16 protein-coding genes and 3 pseudogenes are annotated in these 16,556 nt (G+C 58.4%); 6 read left to right on the forward strand and 13 right to left on the reverse strand.

Annotated elements, in window-relative coordinates:
* Positions 1-233: 233 nt before the first annotated feature.
* Positions 234-662, reverse strand: a complete 429-nt coding sequence (locus ACE10X_RS30310) for a TspO/MBR family protein (protein ID WP_100213618.1) — start codon at positions 660-662, stop codon at positions 234-236.
* A gap of 158 nt (positions 663-820) precedes the next feature.
* Here ACE10X_RS30310 and ACE10X_RS30315 point away from each other — a divergent pair, with 158 nt between their 5' ends.
* Positions 821-1,036 (forward strand): hypothetical protein, encoded by a 216-nt coding sequence (locus tag ACE10X_RS30315; RefSeq protein ID WP_038387027.1) that lies wholly within the window; start codon positions 821-823, stop codon positions 1,034-1,036.
* A gap of 412 nt (positions 1,037-1,448) precedes the next feature.
* Here ACE10X_RS30315 and ACE10X_RS30320 read toward each other — a convergent pair whose 3' ends face one another.
* Both ACE10X_RS30320 and ACE10X_RS30325 read right to left on the reverse strand, forming a co-directional pair.
* Positions 1,449-1,856 (reverse strand): hypothetical protein, encoded by a 408-nt coding sequence (locus tag ACE10X_RS30320; protein ID WP_209910627.1) that lies wholly within the window; start codon positions 1,854-1,856, stop codon positions 1,449-1,451.
* Positions 1,857-2,439: 583 nt separating this feature from the next.
* Positions 2,440-2,769 (reverse strand): hypothetical protein, encoded by a 330-nt coding sequence (locus ACE10X_RS30325; protein WP_080583651.1) that lies wholly within the window; start codon positions 2,767-2,769, stop codon positions 2,440-2,442.
* Positions 2,770-3,236: 467 nt separating this feature from the next.
* Between ACE10X_RS30325 and ACE10X_RS30330 the strand changes: the two genes are divergently transcribed.
* On the forward strand, positions 3,237-3,581 hold the full coding sequence (locus tag ACE10X_RS30330) for an MAPEG family protein (RefSeq protein WP_375764626.1): 345 nt from the start codon (positions 3,237-3,239) through the stop codon (positions 3,579-3,581).
* Positions 3,582-3,785: 204 nt separating this feature from the next.
* Here the strand turns inward: ACE10X_RS30330 and ACE10X_RS30335 are convergent, their stop codons facing one another.
* Genes ACE10X_RS30335 through ACE10X_RS30345 form a run of 3 tightly spaced genes read right to left on the reverse strand, consistent with a single transcriptional unit; the run spans position 3,786 to position 4,489 of the window.
* On the reverse strand, positions 3,786-4,091 hold the full coding sequence (locus ACE10X_RS30335; RefSeq protein ID WP_375763293.1) for a Crp/Fnr family transcriptional regulator: 306 nt from the start codon (positions 4,089-4,091) through the stop codon (positions 3,786-3,788).
* 21 nt (positions 4,092-4,112) lie between these two features.
* A complete protein-coding gene (locus ACE10X_RS30340) occupies positions 4,113-4,337 on the reverse strand; it encodes a cyclic nucleotide-binding domain-containing protein (protein WP_375763294.1) in 225 nt (74 codons plus the stop codon).
* Entirely contained in the window at positions 4,334-4,489 is a 156-nt protein-coding gene (locus tag ACE10X_RS30345) for a hypothetical protein (protein ID WP_244436097.1), read from the reverse strand. The genes ACE10X_RS30340 and ACE10X_RS30345 overlap by 4 nt, the downstream gene beginning before the upstream one ends.
* Before the next feature lie 1,466 nt (positions 4,490-5,955).
* Between ACE10X_RS30345 and istA the strand changes: the two are divergent.
* Positions 5,956-6,790 (forward strand): annotated as a pseudogene (gene istA, locus ACE10X_RS30350) (IS21 family transposase); the annotation flags it as partial.
* On the opposite strand, the gene ACE10X_RS30355 reads toward istA, so the two are convergent.
* The 3 genes and pseudogenes from ACE10X_RS30355 to ACE10X_RS30365 form a co-directional block, all read right to left on the reverse strand.
* On the reverse strand, positions 6,685-7,215 hold the full coding sequence (locus tag ACE10X_RS30355) for a tyrosine-type recombinase/integrase (protein WP_375763295.1): 531 nt from the start codon (positions 7,213-7,215) through the stop codon (positions 6,685-6,687). The pseudogene istA and the gene ACE10X_RS30355 sit on opposite strands and share 106 nt — an antisense overlap.
* Before the next feature lie 343 nt (positions 7,216-7,558).
* Positions 7,559-10,882, reverse strand: coding sequence for an adenylate/guanylate cyclase domain-containing protein (locus tag ACE10X_RS30360; protein ID WP_209910612.1), 3,324 nt, complete (start codon positions 10,880-10,882; stop codon positions 7,559-7,561).
* Between the two features lie 221 nt (positions 10,883-11,103).
* A pseudogene (locus ACE10X_RS30365) lies at positions 11,104-11,385 on the reverse strand (tyrosine-type recombinase/integrase); the annotation flags it as partial.
* Positions 11,386-12,060: 675 nt separating this feature from the next.
* Between ACE10X_RS30365 and ACE10X_RS30370 the strand changes: the two are divergent.
* Both ACE10X_RS30370 and ACE10X_RS30375 read left to right on the forward strand, forming a co-directional pair.
* On the forward strand, positions 12,061-12,285 hold the full coding sequence (locus tag ACE10X_RS30370) for a hypothetical protein (protein WP_375763296.1): 225 nt from the start codon (positions 12,061-12,063) through the stop codon (positions 12,283-12,285).
* A gap of 45 nt (positions 12,286-12,330) precedes the next feature.
* On the forward strand, positions 12,331-12,507 hold the full coding sequence (locus ACE10X_RS30375; RefSeq protein WP_162832455.1) for a hypothetical protein: 177 nt from the start codon (positions 12,331-12,333) through the stop codon (positions 12,505-12,507).
* A gap of 748 nt (positions 12,508-13,255) precedes the next feature.
* Here the strand turns inward: ACE10X_RS30375 and ACE10X_RS30380 are convergent.
* Together ACE10X_RS30380 and ACE10X_RS30385 are read right to left on the reverse strand one after the other, a co-directional pair.
* On the reverse strand, positions 13,256-13,687 hold the full coding sequence (locus ACE10X_RS30380) for a hypothetical protein (RefSeq protein ID WP_209910609.1): 432 nt from the start codon (positions 13,685-13,687) through the stop codon (positions 13,256-13,258).
* The gene (locus ACE10X_RS30385; protein WP_244436083.1) at positions 13,674-13,949 is read right to left on the reverse strand and encodes a hypothetical protein; all 276 of its coding nucleotides are present in this window, start codon (positions 13,947-13,949) and stop codon (positions 13,674-13,676) included. The genes ACE10X_RS30380 and ACE10X_RS30385 overlap by 14 nt, the downstream gene beginning before the upstream one ends.
* 393 nt (positions 13,950-14,342) lie before the next feature.
* Between ACE10X_RS30385 and ACE10X_RS30390 the strand changes: the two genes are divergently transcribed.
* Positions 14,343-14,669, forward strand: coding sequence for a nuclear transport factor 2 family protein (locus ACE10X_RS30390; protein WP_038388691.1), 327 nt, complete (start codon positions 14,343-14,345; stop codon positions 14,667-14,669).
* Between the two features lie 459 nt (positions 14,670-15,128).
* Here ACE10X_RS30390 and ACE10X_RS30395 read toward each other — a convergent pair whose 3' ends face one another.
* Together ACE10X_RS30395 and ACE10X_RS30400 are read right to left on the reverse strand one after the other, a co-directional pair.
* On the reverse strand, positions 15,129-15,317 hold the full coding sequence (locus ACE10X_RS30395) for a response regulator (protein WP_245376364.1): 189 nt from the start codon (positions 15,315-15,317) through the stop codon (positions 15,129-15,131).
* A gap of 25 nt (positions 15,318-15,342) precedes the next feature.
* Positions 15,343-16,337: pseudogene (locus tag ACE10X_RS30400) on the reverse strand (ATP-binding protein).
* Positions 16,338-16,556: the final 219 nt, after the last annotated feature.

Consider the following 16,556-nt stretch of genomic DNA (forward strand, 5'->3'; position numbering starts at 1 on the left):
CATCCTCATTAGGACGGGTCAGCTTCGGCCTCCGTCACCTTGGATTCAATCTCGAGCATTTTGTGTGCTAACCATCCGACGCTACCCGGCGCTCTGCTCGGTATCATCAGTTTCGACCTTCCGATCTGCCGCGGCCTCGGCTGGTCTCGAAAACCATCGCGCTTGGCGTGCACTTTTCGTTTGGCGATAGTCTGATTGCACTAGGGAGCTCAGTTAAGGGTACAAAGCAAAGTTTAAAAGCGATGTGAACGCCACCCACCCGCGTACGGGATGAATAAGAGAGCCGCTGCCCGATTGGCTTGCCATTGCAGGCCTATGAAAAAAACAATCAAACCCAGCATCAGGAGGATGACCGAAAGGCCCATAGCCAAGTTGTGCAATCGGAAAACGATGGGAGACCAAAGAAAATTAAGCACCATCTGTCCGAGCCAAACTTGCAAGGCCAGGCCATTGATCTCCTGTAGGTACGTTCGCCATCCAGCGATTGCGATCAGTACATACAGGACCGTCCAGGTTGGCGCGAAAACCCAGTTTGGGGGATTGAATGACGGCTTCTGCAATGCGGCGTACCACTCACCAGGCAAGTTGGTTGCGCCGATCGGCCAACCAATACCCACTACAGCAATAAGAAATATTAGCAGACTTCGATTTCGGGTTTTCATGATCTGACATTGGACGTTAAGCGAGAGCCAGGACGAGCTATAAAGGCACTAACTGTCCTAGTGGTGCTACCCGTGGCCTCCTGCCGGACAAGAAATCAAGTTACGACCAGGCGAAGATTACACTAGGAACCATCGAGTACGATGTCTGTTTTGCTCCCATGAACGAGCCGTTGCCAATCCTAGTGGAGAAGTCGATCCATATAGCCTGGGACTTCCTCGAGCGCTCCGGCGAGATCGCAGATCCTGGCGACGCGAGCCGTTTCCTTCTGAGAAGCATCGACGACACGGCGCGGGCTGGTGAACATCGGCAACTCATGCTAGTGAACAGTGCCATTGAGGCCTACCGGCGCTACAAACGCTTGCTCGCGGCGTGATCAATCTGAATTGCCCGACCTGCCGCGGCCTCGGATGGGTTCGCGAGAATCATCCGCACTTGGCGAAACTCTACAAGGGCTGATCACGGAAGGCCGTTGCGCTATCGACATTGCCGTCGAGGTGAGCCGCAACGAAGCAGCGGTACGGCTCAGAGCCTCGGTTCTAGGTCGGAATTTTGCCGCCGCACCGCGTGGCCAAAGGCTAAGATGACGATGGTCATTGGACTTTCCGCGCCCGTCGCCATTCTTCCAAAACATGGCCGCCAAGCCTGGCAGATTTTTTCCCCCGCGATGGCATTTTGCAAGGATTCAAAGTAGCCGATAGAGGTCCACAAGCGGTCCTCCACGCGGATGGCGCGTCGTCGCATGTGCCATCCGCGCCTGCAATCGATCTCTTGCGAAGAAAAGAGCCTTAGGCCTTCAGGTCCGTGATCCGCATGATCGCGACCACATTCCCATCGTTGTACGCCTGCTCTTTTGTCTCCTTGTTACAGGTCCAGACAAAATTCTTCTTGCCCGTAAAGGTCTTTCCATCCTGCTCAAGCCGAAGCTCCCCTTCGGTGATATGGCAGATCATGGCATTCATCATCGGGGGGCCCATGGTCTTCGATCCCGGCTGCATGATGACATCGCGCATCGAGACCGTCTTGAATCCCGGGATCAGGGATGGTGTCTCGCCTTCATATTCACGCACCACGACACCTGGCCAAGGTGCCGTATCCTTGTAGCCCGTGGCCTGAGCCTCGGCGGGCTTGATCATGGCAGTCGAAACCGCTGCCAACGCGATTCCCAGTGCGGACCTTCGATCGACCTTCCTCATCGCTTTTCTCCCGACGTTACCGAACGAGCCGCCGCAAATGCGGCGCGCAAGGTTCGTGGTGAACGGTGGTGCGAAACCGAAAAAAGAACGGCCTCTAGGAGAGCGTGCCTGCCGATAGCACCAGTGCTGCTCGTTTGCCCGGACGGTAATTTCGGCACGTCCCGCTTCAAGGGCCGTGACATTCTACGTCACCCGACGCATCCGGGGAACAGTGGGCGTGACGCGAAGACAGCGTTTCGGGACGGCCGACTTTTGCTGAGAAGACCGCAAGTTCGCTTTCGGGAGGCGAGCCGACTAAGGTCAAACGGGCCGCCGTGGTCTGCTTGTGGCCGATTCTGTTGAAAAAGGCGGCTGTTGCGACGCAGAGATATCAGTGATTCAGTCTGTCTAGTGGGCAGGACTGAAGGTCATGATGGGGCATCGGTAAGTCGAACAGGCTCGTTGTTCTACGAGTTCTCGTTCGAAAGGCATATCCCGACTGATCACTTACTGCGGTTACAACGAATGCTGCCGGCCTTTTCAACGGAATCGGCCCAATGCGGTAGCGGGGTATTAGCAGTTCTCTAGGGCTGTATTCCTGACTCTATGGCTTTGGACCTGGCGAAGCGGGCGCCTGAGGCACCGGCGCTTGATTCAGAGATGTGATTGGCTGATCCGTCCCCGCATGCGGAATACAGGTCCCGGCATTCGCAACTTTTCCGGTCGTGTCCCCTCGAGTTCGGCGGTAGTGGCGGCTACGGCGCCTCTCCAACTGGTCGTCCTCCATCGAGCGTTGACTCAAAGTGGTGTAGGCGTTCGCATAAGTTTGCTGCAACTGCGCTTCAGCGGTCAGGCAATCCGACAGTTTCTCGAACACTAGATCGGTTTGAACTGGGGCTACGCCACCAACCAATACGACCAGAATCCATTTCATGTCTTGGCGATCCAAACTTCCGAGCCTAACTGCAAACGCCGGGCAGATGGGGGAGTTCCGTTTTACGTTATGCAGTTTGTGCCATACGACAACGGCGACAGCCGGCGCGCTCGAGAATCATTTCTTGCCTGAAGGTAGGACCAAAATTCGATCCGAATGGATGAATTTTGATGCTGAACGAAGCGGGCGGCGATAGCGTACTACGGCACGTACTCGATTGACGAGCAGGCCAAGGTGAACCTCGCATTGGACGGCTGAGATAAGCTAACCTGATCGCAATCTCCGTCCTCACTCCAGACTGCTTTCGCCATCTGGATAACAAAAAACAGCGTTTGGATGTACCGCTATCTAGCGATCGTTCGTCGAAAAGGGGTTCCTGTTGATGCGATCATGTTAGGAAGCGATCTAGGTCTAGCACTGCTTGCGCACTAACCGGATTTATAGCGTGGACACTCCTTCTAGTTTTGATGGAGACAATCCGAACCTACCTTGTGCTAACGGGGGCGGTTGCGGCAAACGGCTTTACTCCGGACAACGCCGGACTATCGCCGTTCATGAGACGTCTCGCGCGGGCGCACGCCAACTGCATTGAAGGTCTGCCGCTATTCGGTGGGTTGCTGGCGGTCGCGGTCATGACGTCAAGAACTTCAGTCACGGACACCATGGCGCTTTGGTTGCTTGGCGCCCGTATCGGACAATCGATAGTTCATCTTATCTCGACGAGCCCTATGGCGGTAGGCTTGCGCTTCATCGCTTTCGCCGTTCAGATAGTGATCGCAGTATACTGGTGCTGGCGATTGCTTAGCAGTTAGCCTGCGGCGGCGCGATCAGAAGGCTAACTGGCGCGGAATGGGATCGGGCCGATGATCGGTCGGTAAGGCGCAAACCGATTTGGGCAGTCTCACCGATAATCCTATGCAACTCGGGCGCGGCGTCGTCGGGGACCGCGCGCTTCTACCATCCGCGTTGAATGATCCTAGACCTGCCCGGTGACGGTCAGCAAAGCACGTGCCTGGTTATGTGTCATCAAGACCGTCGAACCCGCCTAGTTCGACAATCTTCTCGATGTCCTTAAGCGTGACGACCTTACGCTTGAGATCAAGGATGCCTTCGGTTCGGAATGATTGGAGGACTCGATTGACGTGGACGATGCTGAGGCCAAGCGCATCGGCCAGCTTGGATTGGGTAATCGGGAACTCAAACTGCTCATTGACGACCAGTCCCATTGCCGCCAACCGCTGTCGCAGCTCGCCAATCAAATAAGCCATCCGCCCCGAGGCCGATCGCGTTCCGAGATTCACGATCCACTGGCGAAACAGCATCGCGTCAACGAGCGTTTCGCGCTAGAGTGCTCGCGTCAGGACCGGCCGCGTTTCTAGGACGCGTTCGAGCGCGTCGTGATTTATGAAGCCCACCCGCGTTTCCGAAAGCGTCGTCAGATCATGATCCATACGTTTTAGCGGCAGGCCTTGCAGATCGGGTATGTCGCCCGCTATGTGGAACGACAGGATCTGCCGCTTGCCGTTTTCCGCAGTCTTGGACCGGTAAGCGAAGCCGCTCAGGATCACACAGCATTGCGTGCTGAGGTTCCTTCGCGCACAATGAAAGAATCTTCCGGCAATGTCTTGACGGGCGCCATGATCGACCGCAGCGCCTCGATATTCTCATCAGGCAACTCGGAGTGCAGTCGCAACTTGCGGACCATCATCTCGATCGGCATCTGAAGCTCCTTGAGGTTGCGTACTCCACCTTGCATGGCCCTGACCGGGGACCCGGAGGATAGAACTGATTCCACCAGCTTAAGCGCAACCTCTGAGTCTCAACGACGCGCATGCCTCGATATTTTTTCCATATCCAGCATGGCTTGCCAGCCCGGTGAGACCGGCGTGGACCTTCCCGCAAGGCCTGGGAAAGAGGCCGCTCTTACCGCCGCCCAACTTATTCAAGGCCTCGATGGTGCACTGCAACCTGGTCGGAAATAGCGATGAAGTGATCAATGAGGTGGCACCTCCTGCCCCCTGAACGCTTGAATCACCTCGCCAGTTCCGAGTACGAACGCGGCGCTGGGCTCCCGTTAAAAAAAGGACGCTGCCTGCCGAGTTAGAATGCTCGGACCATGAGCTTGGTATCGAAAGAGGAAATTTGTAAGCCCATCGAAAGCATCGGCAACTCTGCGGCAGCGGTCCGAAAAGAGCGGAGACCGAGTTATGACTAGAGAACAGGAAGTCAGCGCAGAATGCGCAAGAGAAGCTCGCAAGCAAGCCGAGCTCCTCCCTCCAGGTCCGGTTCGAGATGCGCTGTTGGAGAAGGCTCGCCAATACGAGTTGCTCCTTCAGGTTCACAATGTAGGAACCCAAGCCAAGTAGGGCGCGGTGGCACATTAACTTGCGACGAAACGGAGATATGATGACCATAACTTCAGAGTCGCTAGTAGCACCTGCCCCGATGGACCATGTTATTGCAGATTGGGCTGTGACGTCTCTCCAATTTGGTATCGATACACGGCGGTCAGCAGTCCCTAGAGACGCCGCATTGGCCAAGAGACGAACGTGCGATAGTCCGCATCGAGCGCCTGAGCAAGTTTCGACACCTGCGCGGAGCCGGCCGCAATCAGGACGAACTGGCCAAGAGGGCGGCCTTATCGAAGGTGAGTCACTCGAAGAGGGCGGTATACGCTTTGATTTCAAAAGTAACGTGCTCGCCTTCCGGGGACCGGCTCAGCCGTCGCCGGCGCTCGGCGACGCGCTCAACGCCGACTACCTATCTCGAGGTGAAGCGCCTCGGCTGCGGACCCATCGTATCTCTTCGGCGAAGGCCGCCTTGTGTAGTTTGCGAGGCGGCTGAGGATTTGACCCTTAATGTATGGTCCGGCCGTGCGTTGCGAGAAGATTCGTCGAATTGGCTGCGGCGGTCTTGCATCAATGTATCCGTCTTTTGATTGGAGCGCATTTATGCTCCGGGCCATCATGGATATCAGCGCGCGTGCGTTCTGATCAGTCTATAGGCCTCGAACGGGCAATGTGCGTGTTTCGGCAATTTCCGGACAGCAATTTCGGTAATTCGCGGACAGCGATTTCAGTAATTCCGGGACAGGGATTCCGCTAAAACGCGGACAGTTGCGGGAGGTTGGTTTTCGGGAGCGCCGTTCAGGCAATGTTCTCTCTCAAGCTGAGTTTGAGAGGGGCAATGCCGAGACGGAAGCAAGCGAAACGAACCACTGTGAAGGACCTACGATCGATCCTGAGAGGCTGACGTACGAGCAGGACCTGTCGGTTCGGGAGATCTCGGAACGGCTGCAGATCAGCAAGAGTTCGGTTGCCACTTACCTGCTGCGAGCGCGTGAAGCGGGTTTGAGCTGGCCGCTGCCGCCGATTTACGAGAGCGAGGCGGCCTTGCAGCGAGCCTTGTTCCGGCGGGTCGGGCGGCCCCGCAGGACTTGAGCGAGCCTGAGTGGCCACGGGTGGCGCAGGAGCTCAAGCGCAAGGGCGTGACGCTGACGCTGCTGTGGCAGGAATACCGGACGGCGCATCCCGACGGCTATGGTTACACGTGATTCTGCGAGAAGTTTGACGCCTATCGACGCCGGGCGAACCCGACCTTCCGTCATCGCCACGCGGCGGGTGCAGTGATGCAGACCGACTATGCCGGTCCGACGGTAGAGGTGATCGATCCGCAAACCGGCGAGATCCGTCAGGCGCAGATATTTGTCGCGGTGCTCGGGGCCTCGTCGCTGACCTTCGCTATGGGGAGCTTCGGTCTGCGACTACCAGATTGGATCGAAGGCCAGACCCGGGCCTTGTCGTACTTCGGCGGAGTTCCCAGGGCGGTCGTCTGCGACAATCTGAAGGCCGGGGTCGTCAAGGCATTGTGGTTCGAGCCGACGCTCAACCAAACCTTTGCCGCCATGGCCGAGCACTACGACACGACGATTTTGCCGACCCGCAACCGCAAGCCGCGCGACAAGGGCAAGGTTGAAGGCGCGGTGCTGATTGTTGAGCGCTGGATTCTGGCACGGCTGCGGCCCTTGGATTGCTCGATGCGAATGATCTTCTGCGCACTGTCGGTATGTTTGACCTTCAGCCGGACCACCTCGCCGGCGCGCAACCCGCAGCCATAGCCGAGACTGAGCAGAAGGCGAGCCTTGAGGCTGCGGGCGACCGCGAGCAGGCGCTTCGTCTCATCCGTGCTCATCACCAGCGGAATCTTCTGAGGCTCGCCGAGGTGATAGATCTCGGCCGCAAGGTCCAACCGCCGCAGCGTCACGCGGAACAAGAACCGCAGCCCGGTCATGATGCGGTTGCGGTTGCAGATGCTCGCGCCCATCTCGGCCAAGTGCAGCTGGAAACGGCGGATGTCCTCAAGTGTGGCCGTGTCTGGGGAGCGCTTGAGAAACGCAGCGAACCGCTTGCAACTGCTGATGTGGCCCCTCCGCGTGCCCCCGCGCACAGCTTGCGCGCGTTCATGTCCTCGATCATGCGCTGGCCAAGCGGACTGATAGTATCGGTGGTCATAGACGACTCCTGTCTGGAATGAGGTGGATCACACCTCGATCTTCAAGACAGGGCGTCACGCCCGCCACCGACGATCTTTCCTCTGGAAGCAGTGCTCGCGGTTAGGCCACCCGCGTCAGCGGGTTATCGCGCAGCGATTTAGTGCTTTGGCTCTTGGCCGACCTTTTCTCAGAATTCCGCTATGTCTGCTGCCGGGAGGGAAGCCGACGAGGGTCGAGCGGGGAGTCGTGGTCGCCTTGTGGCCCGAAGCAGAAGTCGCAGATCCCACCGAGACTTTTCTAGGTCAATTCGGTGAGGAGCGCAGCGGCTTCCTTGAGGTCGGGGGTATCGAAGCCTTCGGTGAAGGAGGCGTAGATCGGTGCCAGCAGCGCGCGGGCGTCGATGCACTTGGCTTGATCGCGCCAAAGGCGCGCCATGCTGGCAGCGGCACGCAATTCCCAATGCTTCGCGCCCTGTTTGCGCGCTGTTTGAAGGGCGCGGCGAAGCCAGCGTTCGGCATCGTTTCGATCTGAGCCGATGATTAATGTCTCGCCCATGAGCCGATACAGCTCCGCCTCGTACCATCGCTCGTCGGTGCGCTCCACCAGCTCAAGAGCTTCATTTAACAGGCTCATCCCGTCCGCGATCCGGTTTGCTCGGCGGTGTGCTTCGGCCAGGAGGCCAAGATAGTACGGCACCTTGATCTCCGCACCCGTCGCCCGCTTCGCCGCCAGTCCGCACCGCATCCGGTTGATGGTTTCCTCGATTGATCCTCCCATCTCGAGCATGGCCCATGCCCGAAAGCAGGCTCCCGTTCCCACGAAGTGCGGGAAGCGATGCTCGGTCGCGATTTCCACCAATTCATCGGCTCGTTCTTGGAGAATAGCCCCGTCGCGGCGAAGTTGGCGGAAAACACAGTTGACGTGCAGCGCAAATGCCAACGTGTAGGGATGTGACAGCTCTCGTGCCCAATCCAGCGCGCTCCGGCTTTGCTCAAGCGCCTGATCCGATTGTCCGAGCAGCAGATGTGTCCAGGCAACGAAGCTCTCGCAGGTGACGCGGACGTCGTGCGGCGTCAGCTTCGGAGGTCGATGCCTGGCCTGGTCATAAAAGTGTATTGACCGTCGCAGGTGGGCTAGCGCGCGGCTGAACTCGGCCCGGAACAGAAGGCTGATGCCCACATTCCGGTGCGCTATCAGCTTGGTCTCGCTGTCATTTCGGCGTTCAGAAAGCTGAAGCAGTTCGTTTGCCAGCTCGTGACTGCCACGGATATCTGCGCTGTTGTGCAGGTACGAGAGAGCGCCGGCCCAGGCTGTCGCCACCTGCGCTCCATCCGGCGCGTCGCGGCACAGCTCGCGGGCACGGGCATAGGCTTCACCGGCCTCGGGCGAGGCCCACCCTTTGGCCGCGGTAAGGGCCCCGGCGAGTGCGAGCTGCAGCGAACGTTCAATGGAGCGTTCCTCCGGACTCTTCGGCAGGCTGCCGAGCAACTCGAGGGCCTTGCGAAAGTGCGTGGCGGCCTCGGCCATCGTCGAACGCTGGACGGCCAAGCGTCCTGCTTTGTCCCAATACTCAACTGCCTTTTCGACCATGCCGGCGCTAGTGCAATGCTGCGCCACAAGTTCGGGCTGGGCCGCTGCAATCTCCGGAAACTTGCGTTCGAGCGTCGCTGCAATACGGCCGTGCAGTTGCTGGCGCCGGCTGCGCAGCAAGGTGCTATAGGCGGCGTCTTGCACCAGCGCGTGTTTGAACGTGTACGTCGCGTCAGGCGGCGTGCCGCGCCGGAACACAAGTTCGGCGCGGGTCAATTGCTCCAACGCGTTCTCCAGCCTGGCTGACGGCATGTCGGCGACCGCATTGATCAGCTCGTGGGAAAACTGGCGCCCCAGCGTCGCTGCGATTTGAGCCACTTCTCGCGTGGGCGCCAAGCGGTCGAGTCGAGCGAGAAGCGAGGCTTGGAGCGTGCTCGGGATCGCGAGATGCTCTCCCGCTCCGGTAATGCATCCGCTTTCGACGACAGACTTGGTCAGCTCCTCGATGAACAATGGAACGCCATCCGTGCGATCGATAATCTGATCAGCAATCTCCGTTGGCAATGTCTTGCCCCCGGTTACGTGAGCGATCATCTCGGCGCGGTGCCGAGGGGGCAGGCGGTTGAGACTGAGCAATGTCACATGCGGACGGCCGACCCAAGGCGGCGTGAAATCCGGTCGAAAGGTCAGAACCATCAGGAGCCGCAGCGTCGCGGCCCGATCGATCAGCAAATCCAGCGACTCCAGCGTGGTGGGATCGCTCCAGTGGATGTCTTCCCATAGCATCAGAAGCGGCTGCTGCGCCGCGAGCCCCTCGACCTGCGCCACCTGCATGCAAAGTGTTTTCTCCTTGCGTTTCTGCGGCGTGAGATTGAGCGGCGGGTAGCGGCCGCTGGTCGGTATCGACAGCAAGTCCGCCAACAGAGGAACAGCTTCGCCCAGCTCCTGATTTGCCACAGCCAGCACCGCCACAAGCTTGTCCAAGCGGGTCTCGGCCGTATCCTCGCGTCGAAATCCGGCCGCCTGCTCGAGTTGGGTGATGCTGGGATAAAGCGCACTGTGCTGATGATGCGGCGAGCAGAAATATCGTAAGCGCGTGTGCGGCTCGTTCCGCAACTCCTCCAGTAGGGTTTGCGCGATGCGCGACTTGCCGATGCCCGGCTCGCCGACGATTAGGACTACGGAACCATCGCCGGCCTTGGCTCGCTCCCAGCGCCGTCTCAACAATGCGATCTCTTCCTCGCGGCCAACCAACGGCGTGCTGGCGGCGCGCAGGGCCTCGAATCGACTGCCAACCTGGCCCGCGCCCAAGACCCGCCAGACCTGAACCGGATGGTCCATGCCCGCGATCGCCGATGGGCCGAGATCGCGATAGTCGAACAGGCCGCCCAGCAGGCGGCGCGTATTATCCGCAATGACAAGCGTGTTCGGCTCTGCAAGCCCCTGGAGCCGGGCGGCGAGATTGGGGGTCGCACCAATGACTGCTTGTTCTTGGGCCGCGCCCTCACCGAGCAGATCGCCGACGACGACGAGGCCTGTGGCAATACCGACACGCACCTGCAGCAGGGTTGACCCACCAGCGTTGAGCCTAGTCACTGCCTCGATCAGAGCAAGGCCTGTGCGAACCGCCTGTTCGGCATCCTCCTCATGCGCCTTCGGATAGCCGAAATAAGCCAGCAACCCGTCACCGAGATATTTTGCAACAAAGCCGCCCGAGCTGGTGATCACCTCGGCGCACCGCTGGTGATAGGCGCCAATGATGTCGCGCAGCTCCTCAGGGTCAAGCCGCCCGGACAAGGCGGTGGAGCCGACGAGGTCGACGAACATGACCGTGAGCTGGCGGCGTTCCGCGGCGTCGGTCTTTTGCGACGGCATGGAAGCAGCAGAGGGTTCGAATGCGGCCTGCCCCGCGGAAGAGGTCCCTCTGATGGCTGCAAGGATTTTCCGTCGGTGCCCGATCGGAATACCAATGTCTTTGAGGTCTTGCTCAGTCAGATGGGGGAGTACCGAGACATCAATTTCATTCTCGGCAAAGCGCTGCGCGTATTGCTCGAAACCAAGTGCATGAAGCCAGTGCGCAATCGACTGCATCCCGGCCACCTATTCTTTCGGTGTGGCCTTAAGCCAACCAGCACTATATCCAGATCTTTTCTCGATGACACTTCATCTGTCCCGTCATTGGGCTGTCCTGACGACCAAAATACCGCCATGCAAGTTCGACCCATCAGGGGCGTTTACGGCGGCGATGTCCGGTGTTGGCCCGAACGGGCGGTTCGACGACGGGCAGAGCGCGTCCGCCCCGCCCGGGTATTTCAGACATCAACTTGTTCCGCAATGGCGAGGGCGTCGACCTCAATGCCAAGGTATCGGACCGCGCTTTCGATCTTGGTATGCCCAAGTAAGAGCCGGACAGCCCTCAGATTGCCCGTTCGCCGATAGATTAAGGTCGCTTTTGTTCGCCGCAAAGAATGCGTCCCGAACAGCCTCGGGTCCAGCCCCACGCTCCCGATCCACTCAGACACGAGCCGAGCATATTGGCGCGTTGTTATGCTGCGGTAGGGTCCGCGACGGCCGGTGAACAAAAACTCGCCCTGCCGCTTTCTGGAGACCCTCAGGACGCGGCGGTGGCTTTGCGCCTAATCGACGCAGAGAAACGCCCCAGCACTCTTAGAGGGTGATGTTGGGGCCCCGGGCGCTTTGGACGTTCGGTTTGATAGGCTATTCGGGCTACGTGCATCCGGCACAAATTGCGCTTTCAGCGGGAGGCGACCTAGCTTAGTCTGCAATAAATGCCGCACGATCGAGGTGTGCCATGGCCGAAATATTGGTCCGCGTAGGCATCGTCTTTTTAGGTATCTGCCCTGTCGCGATCGCTGCGATTGCGATGTTCCTGTAAGGCTGGCAGCCTTTCATTGCGACTCGGCTGGCGTTGGACTGGCCGCATAGAGGGCCCCGGCGACCGCCTCCTTGGCCCCGAAAAATTGCCGGGGCTCTCGCCAATTCGTAGATTGAGCGAGGAAATACGTCGGCGACCGCCCCTACTCCGCCCCCAAGAAAGCCGCCCGCAAGCTCTTGGAGCATGCCCCCGCGCGTTCGAACCGATCCAGGACGGCCGGATCTAACATCGAGAAGATCAACGGCCCGATGATCTACCAAGGACAAGGCGACGCCCACCGAATACTGGCTGAACGGAGTTCCGCATTCCGGAACAAACCCGCTAGCAATGCGTTATCAATCATCATCGACCGAGGCTCTGTCCGTAGGCGTCGGTGGCTGAGACCGAGCGCGCTCCCGTCTGCAAGCCAGGGAGCCAGCCTGTTCGTCGGGTTCACGATGAGGCCGCCCAAATCGTCAAGCAGATCGCATTTGTCCGCAAACTCATCGAAGTGGCGGCCGAACTATTAAAACTGCCGCGGCCTGACACCTTCCTCGGCCGCAACACGCGGGAGCCTTTCCCGCAAGAGCAGAGCCAGTACGGGAACCCAAAATCCTAACCTCGGTTAAGTTGCCCGTCGGTGCTTTTTGGCGGAGAAAAAAGCATGTTGGACGACTACTGGTTTCGGCTCGCCAAGTTCGAGGCCATGAAGCGTCGAATTGAAGCGGGCGACGATCTCATCGATCGACAACTGGCTAAGTCTTACGCGCTGCTACGCGCATCGTACCAACTATTGAAGAAGCCCGAACCCGACCGATCCCAAGGCGACGCGGGAGAGTAAAGCCGTTTCAGTGAGTGTCTTGCATGGCTCCATTCCTGCAGCGGGACAATTTCCCGTAGCATCCCGGTGCAAGGACCGCACATCGATTTGCTATCACCTGCCTATGCCGAGCACCTTCACCCACAGGGGCGTCACGTTCGACGTAAAACGCCTATATGATGATCAGTTCGAGATCGTCATTGAGATCGGCGGAGAAACGACCCGCCATACTGTGCGCACGCGATTGGCAGAACTAGCAAAGCGCCGGGCCGAGACGCTGATCGATCGCAAGCTGAAGACGAAAATTAGGCCTGTGTAGGCCGCCCCAGTTGGCGGCCTCATAACAGAAATCGGCCCCAGCACCTATGGGGGCCTAGAGGCCGGTGCCAGTCGTCCTATGATGAATCGGGACGTGACCCGAGGCTTCAAAATTAACACCGGTGTCAGAAATTGCTACTCCTTCCCGAAGCGAGTGGATGCTTGGTTTGTCGCAGCAAAGTGTCTAGCTGGACGCCGAAATAAGAAGGGCTGCCATTCTTTCCTGATCGCCGGCGGTAAGGAACAAATGCGCGAAACGAACGTCAGTCAATACCTCTGGTCAGCCACCATGCCCCCCGACTGCTGGAGGAAAACCCGAATCTCCGTCGGGTTGGCGGCCCCCGGTTGGGGCCGTTTAATTCTTGAGGCATGAGAACCTTCAACTCATGATGCCGATTCACATAGTGAAATGACGGCGGCCGCGATGCGTGACCCAATTGCCGGGTTAATTTCACAGGTGGTGGTTACAATGGAATTTATTGGACGCCCGATGCGAGGACGGTTCCTCGTTCGGCAGGGTGGCAATGGATGGATGGTCTACGACAGCGAACTCAAAGGACCAGCCCAGATAGAGAAGAACGGTGCATTCGCCGAGAACCTGACAAAAGAACACGCTGAGATTCTGGCGGAGCGGCTGGCGCTCGAGCGGCATTTGAAGAATGGCCCCAGCGTCCGGGGAGAACGCTGAGGCCATCAAAGGTTGCGTATGTGCGACTGCAGAGCAAGCAGGCCTACGCGTCCAGCCTGCCTTCATCCCTCGTTTGTCGCGCCCTGCATCACCCTCGCTATTGCGCACCGAGTCCCTGTGTTGCCAATCGTTCGCCTGATCGCGCGAGACTTCCCCCTTCTCGACGGGCTCATCGGGATTTTTAACCTTGGCCATTTAGATCGCCTTCTGGATTCGGCTTCAGCTTCCGGGCAACGTGCACTTTTTCGATTGCTTTAGGCGGCTGCAGGCCGGGCGACATCAGCCAGTCGTTGATATGGGCTGCTGTCTCAGCCTGACGGGCTCGACGAAGATAGAGGTCGCGCTGTGTGCAGGGCTGGAGTTGCGCGGCGGCGTCCCTGAAGCGGGCAGCTTCCTCGGCCAGTCTCTCTTCGAACGTCTTGGTATGTTTGGTCCGGTTGCGACGCTTGATGACCATAGCGCGCTCCTTTCCGTTGGAGGAAGGCGGGAGCGCGGTGACAGCGATCTCATCACCGATAGATACCCGGGACTGAGCGGTGATGAGGATTAACTACGCCGGGCGGTGACGGGATTCCATATCCCACGTTAATCTCGTAAATAATTGTTTTCATTATAAAAATACTCAAGCGGCTCATAATACTAACTCCCCTCCTAATGACATTTCGCTATCTGGAATTGTAAGTCCCGGCCCCACAGCTGACGCTGCGACTCGTTTGAGGCCTCAGACATCACGCAGAGCTGGCTGTTAGAGAACCGAAACAAAAAGTCAGGCTAAGCAAGCATCTATTCGTTGGGCGGCGCTTCTAGAAACGCTCTAATCTCACCTCTTTACGGCATGTAGGTGGGGAATATGTCCTTTGACCCGATGGCCGCTGCGGTGGACTGGCTAGACGCCTACCGCGCTGGCGATATCGAAACCATCCTGGGCATGTATGCCGATGATGCAATGATCCATTGCTGTTGCGGTGGCGCGAAAACCCTTACAGGCAGAGAGGCGCTCCGCGCCTATTGGGTTGATCGCCTTAGACGTTATCCAGCCTTCGAACTGTCGGATGTCCAGCCATCACGCGACGAAACGCTTGTCTCGTATTTTACCAGTACAGGTTTGGTCAACGCGATACTGGCCTTCAACGCGATAGGTCAGATCCGGGTGCTAGACTGCGGCCCTTCCAACTGACGGGCCGCCTTCGCGAATGTGCCCCGGGCCTTCGGGCAAGAGCCGGGGGCACCTTCATTTCCACTTCCGCTCTGCCGAGGAGCGGCGATTCCCTGCTTACGGCCGCGCGCGGTCTGCTTCTTCGCTTTCTGTGCCATTCACGCCTCCCAATACGCCGCAGTTGCTTTGCGGCATCGGGAACAACGACTCATCATTCCGGTTCCTAACCATCATAGCGGGCAAAAGTGCTGGCATGAGGACGGGACCGTTTACGCTACTGGCGGTGTCGATTGATGCGAGACCACATCATGAAGAGCAATGGATCAGCCTAGTGTTGAGATCCATCAAGTGCGGACCGTACAGCAGCCGCAAATTCGGCCGGCCTAAACGGCTTATACAGCAACATGGCTTTCCCGACGGCTTCCTCGATTGCAGACGTATCAGAGTAACCACTGACGAAGAGAATTTTTAGGCCAGCACTTAACTGCCGGGCGTGTATCGCCACTCTGCACCATTCGCGCCAGGCATACCAAAATCCAGCACGAGCAAATCCGGTCGATAATCTCTCAAGAGCTGCAGTGCCGCCTCCCCATTTGCAACGTCTCTCACGCGGTAACCAAGGTCGGACAGAACGCCGGCCATGATCTCACGGACATCGGAAATCGTCATCCACGATTAAAACCGACTCGGAGCCTCACGGCACATTGCTCGGACCGGCATTCTCGCCTTGGGCTTCCGCGAGAGCGATAGGTAAAGCGATGCTGATGCGCGTCCCCTTGCCCACGGTTGTATCGATGGTAACGTCCCCGCCGATTTGCCGAACGATACCGTATACCTGAGATAATCCCAGCCCCGTCCCCTTGCCCGGCGCTTGGTCGTGAAGAATGGGTCGAATGCCCGAGCAACCACTTCCGGTGGCATGCCGGTTCCCGTGTCAGCCACGCAAACGACCACTCGCTGCGGATTGGTCGCATCTGATTTGGTCGATATCGTCAGTGTCCCACCACCGGGCATGGCGTCGCGCGCGTTGATCGACAGATTGAGGATAGCAAGCTCAAGCTGATTTGTATCAGCCAGCGCGTGCGGCAACCCTTCGAACAGGTCGGTTTCGACCGTAATTTCTGCACCCAGCGTCTGATTAACAAGCGCCCCCATGCCTGAAATCAAGGCACTCAGATCAACCGGCGCGGTCGCCAATTTCTGTGTTCGGGAGAAAGCCAATAATTGCGCCGTAAGCTTTGATCCTCGTTCCGCTGCCTTGAACGCGTGCTCCGCCTGGCGAACGATGCGAGGATCGGTTGCGCGCATACGGATCATGTCAAGATTTCCGACGACTGCGGTGAGGAGATTGTTGAAGTCGTGCGCTAGGCCGCCGGTCAATTGACCGATCGCCTCCATCTTCTGCGATTGCACAAGTGCAGCTTCAGCACGTTCGCGCGCTTCGATTTCGCCTCTCAGTTTGAGGTTTGCTGCTTCCAGATCGGCTACGCGATCCTTAATGCGTTGCTCTAAGCTCGCGTTGAGAGCGCGCATTGAATCTTCGGCGGAGCGTATCCGTGGCAGCGCATTAACGGCGGCAGCTAGTTCGAGGGGTTCTGCCGGCTGCACAAGATAGGTATCCGCGCCTGAATCAAGATCGCGCGTCCGGTGGACCGACGTCGTAAAGGTGGATGACGTCATCAACACCATTACATCCGGCCACTTCTTCTTGATGAAGGAGCAGACGTCATAGCCGGTAATTTCAGGAAGCTCGACGTCCAATAAAACTATTGGCGGCCGTTCGGCCTCAATCACCCGAAGCGCTTCCGCGCCGGTTCGCGCTTCAATGACAGTAAAGCCATGTTCCTGAAGATCGCGCGTCTTGACGTAGCGAGGTGCATCTTGGTCATCGACGTTAACAACGACAAT

Source organism: Bradyrhizobium sp. Pha-3 (genome assembly GCF_042258325.1).
Classification (GTDB): domain Bacteria; phylum Pseudomonadota; class Alphaproteobacteria; order Rhizobiales; family Xanthobacteraceae; genus Bradyrhizobium; species Bradyrhizobium elkanii.

Excerpts from the sequence above, each read along its gene's own strand:
- ACE10X_RS30310 (WP_100213618.1), bottom strand. The coding sequence starts at position 662 with ATGAAAACCCGAAATCGAAGTCTGCTAATATTTCTTATTGCTGTAGTG.
- ACE10X_RS30315 (WP_038387027.1), top strand. The coding sequence starts at position 821 with ATGAACGAGCCGTTGCCAATCCTAGTGGAGAAGTCGATCCATATAGCC.
- ACE10X_RS30320 (WP_209910627.1), bottom strand. The coding sequence starts at position 1,856 with ATGAGGAAGGTCGATCGAAGGTCCGCACTGGGAATCGCGTTGGCAGCG.
- ACE10X_RS30325 (WP_080583651.1), bottom strand. The coding sequence starts at position 2,769 with ATGAAATGGATTCTGGTCGTATTGGTTGGTGGCGTAGCCCCAGTTCAA.
- ACE10X_RS30330 (WP_375764626.1), top strand. The coding sequence starts at position 3,237 with ATGGAGACAATCCGAACCTACCTTGTGCTAACGGGGGCGGTTGCGGCA.
- ACE10X_RS30335 (WP_375763293.1), bottom strand. The coding sequence starts at position 4,091 with ATGCTGTTTCGCCAGTGGATCGTGAATCTCGGAACGCGATCGGCCTCG.
- ACE10X_RS30345 (WP_244436097.1), bottom strand. The coding sequence starts at position 4,489 with ATGCCGATCGAGATGATGGTCCGCAAGTTGCGACTGCACTCCGAGTTG.
- ACE10X_RS30360 (WP_209910612.1), bottom strand. The coding sequence starts at position 10,882 with ATGCAGTCGATTGCGCACTGGCTTCATGCACTTGGTTTCGAGCAATAC.
- ACE10X_RS30375 (WP_162832455.1), top strand. The coding sequence starts at position 12,331 with ATGTTGGACGACTACTGGTTTCGGCTCGCCAAGTTCGAGGCCATGAAG.
- ACE10X_RS30380 (WP_209910609.1), bottom strand. The coding sequence starts at position 13,687 with ATGGCCAAGGTTAAAAATCCCGATGAGCCCGTCGAGAAGGGGGAAGTC.
- ACE10X_RS30385 (WP_244436083.1), bottom strand. The coding sequence starts at position 13,949 with ATGGTCATCAAGCGTCGCAACCGGACCAAACATACCAAGACGTTCGAA.
- ACE10X_RS30390 (WP_038388691.1), top strand. The coding sequence starts at position 14,343 with ATGTCCTTTGACCCGATGGCCGCTGCGGTGGACTGGCTAGACGCCTAC.
- ACE10X_RS30395 (WP_245376364.1), bottom strand. The coding sequence starts at position 15,317 with ATGACGATTTCCGATGTCCGTGAGATCATGGCCGGCGTTCTGTCCGAC.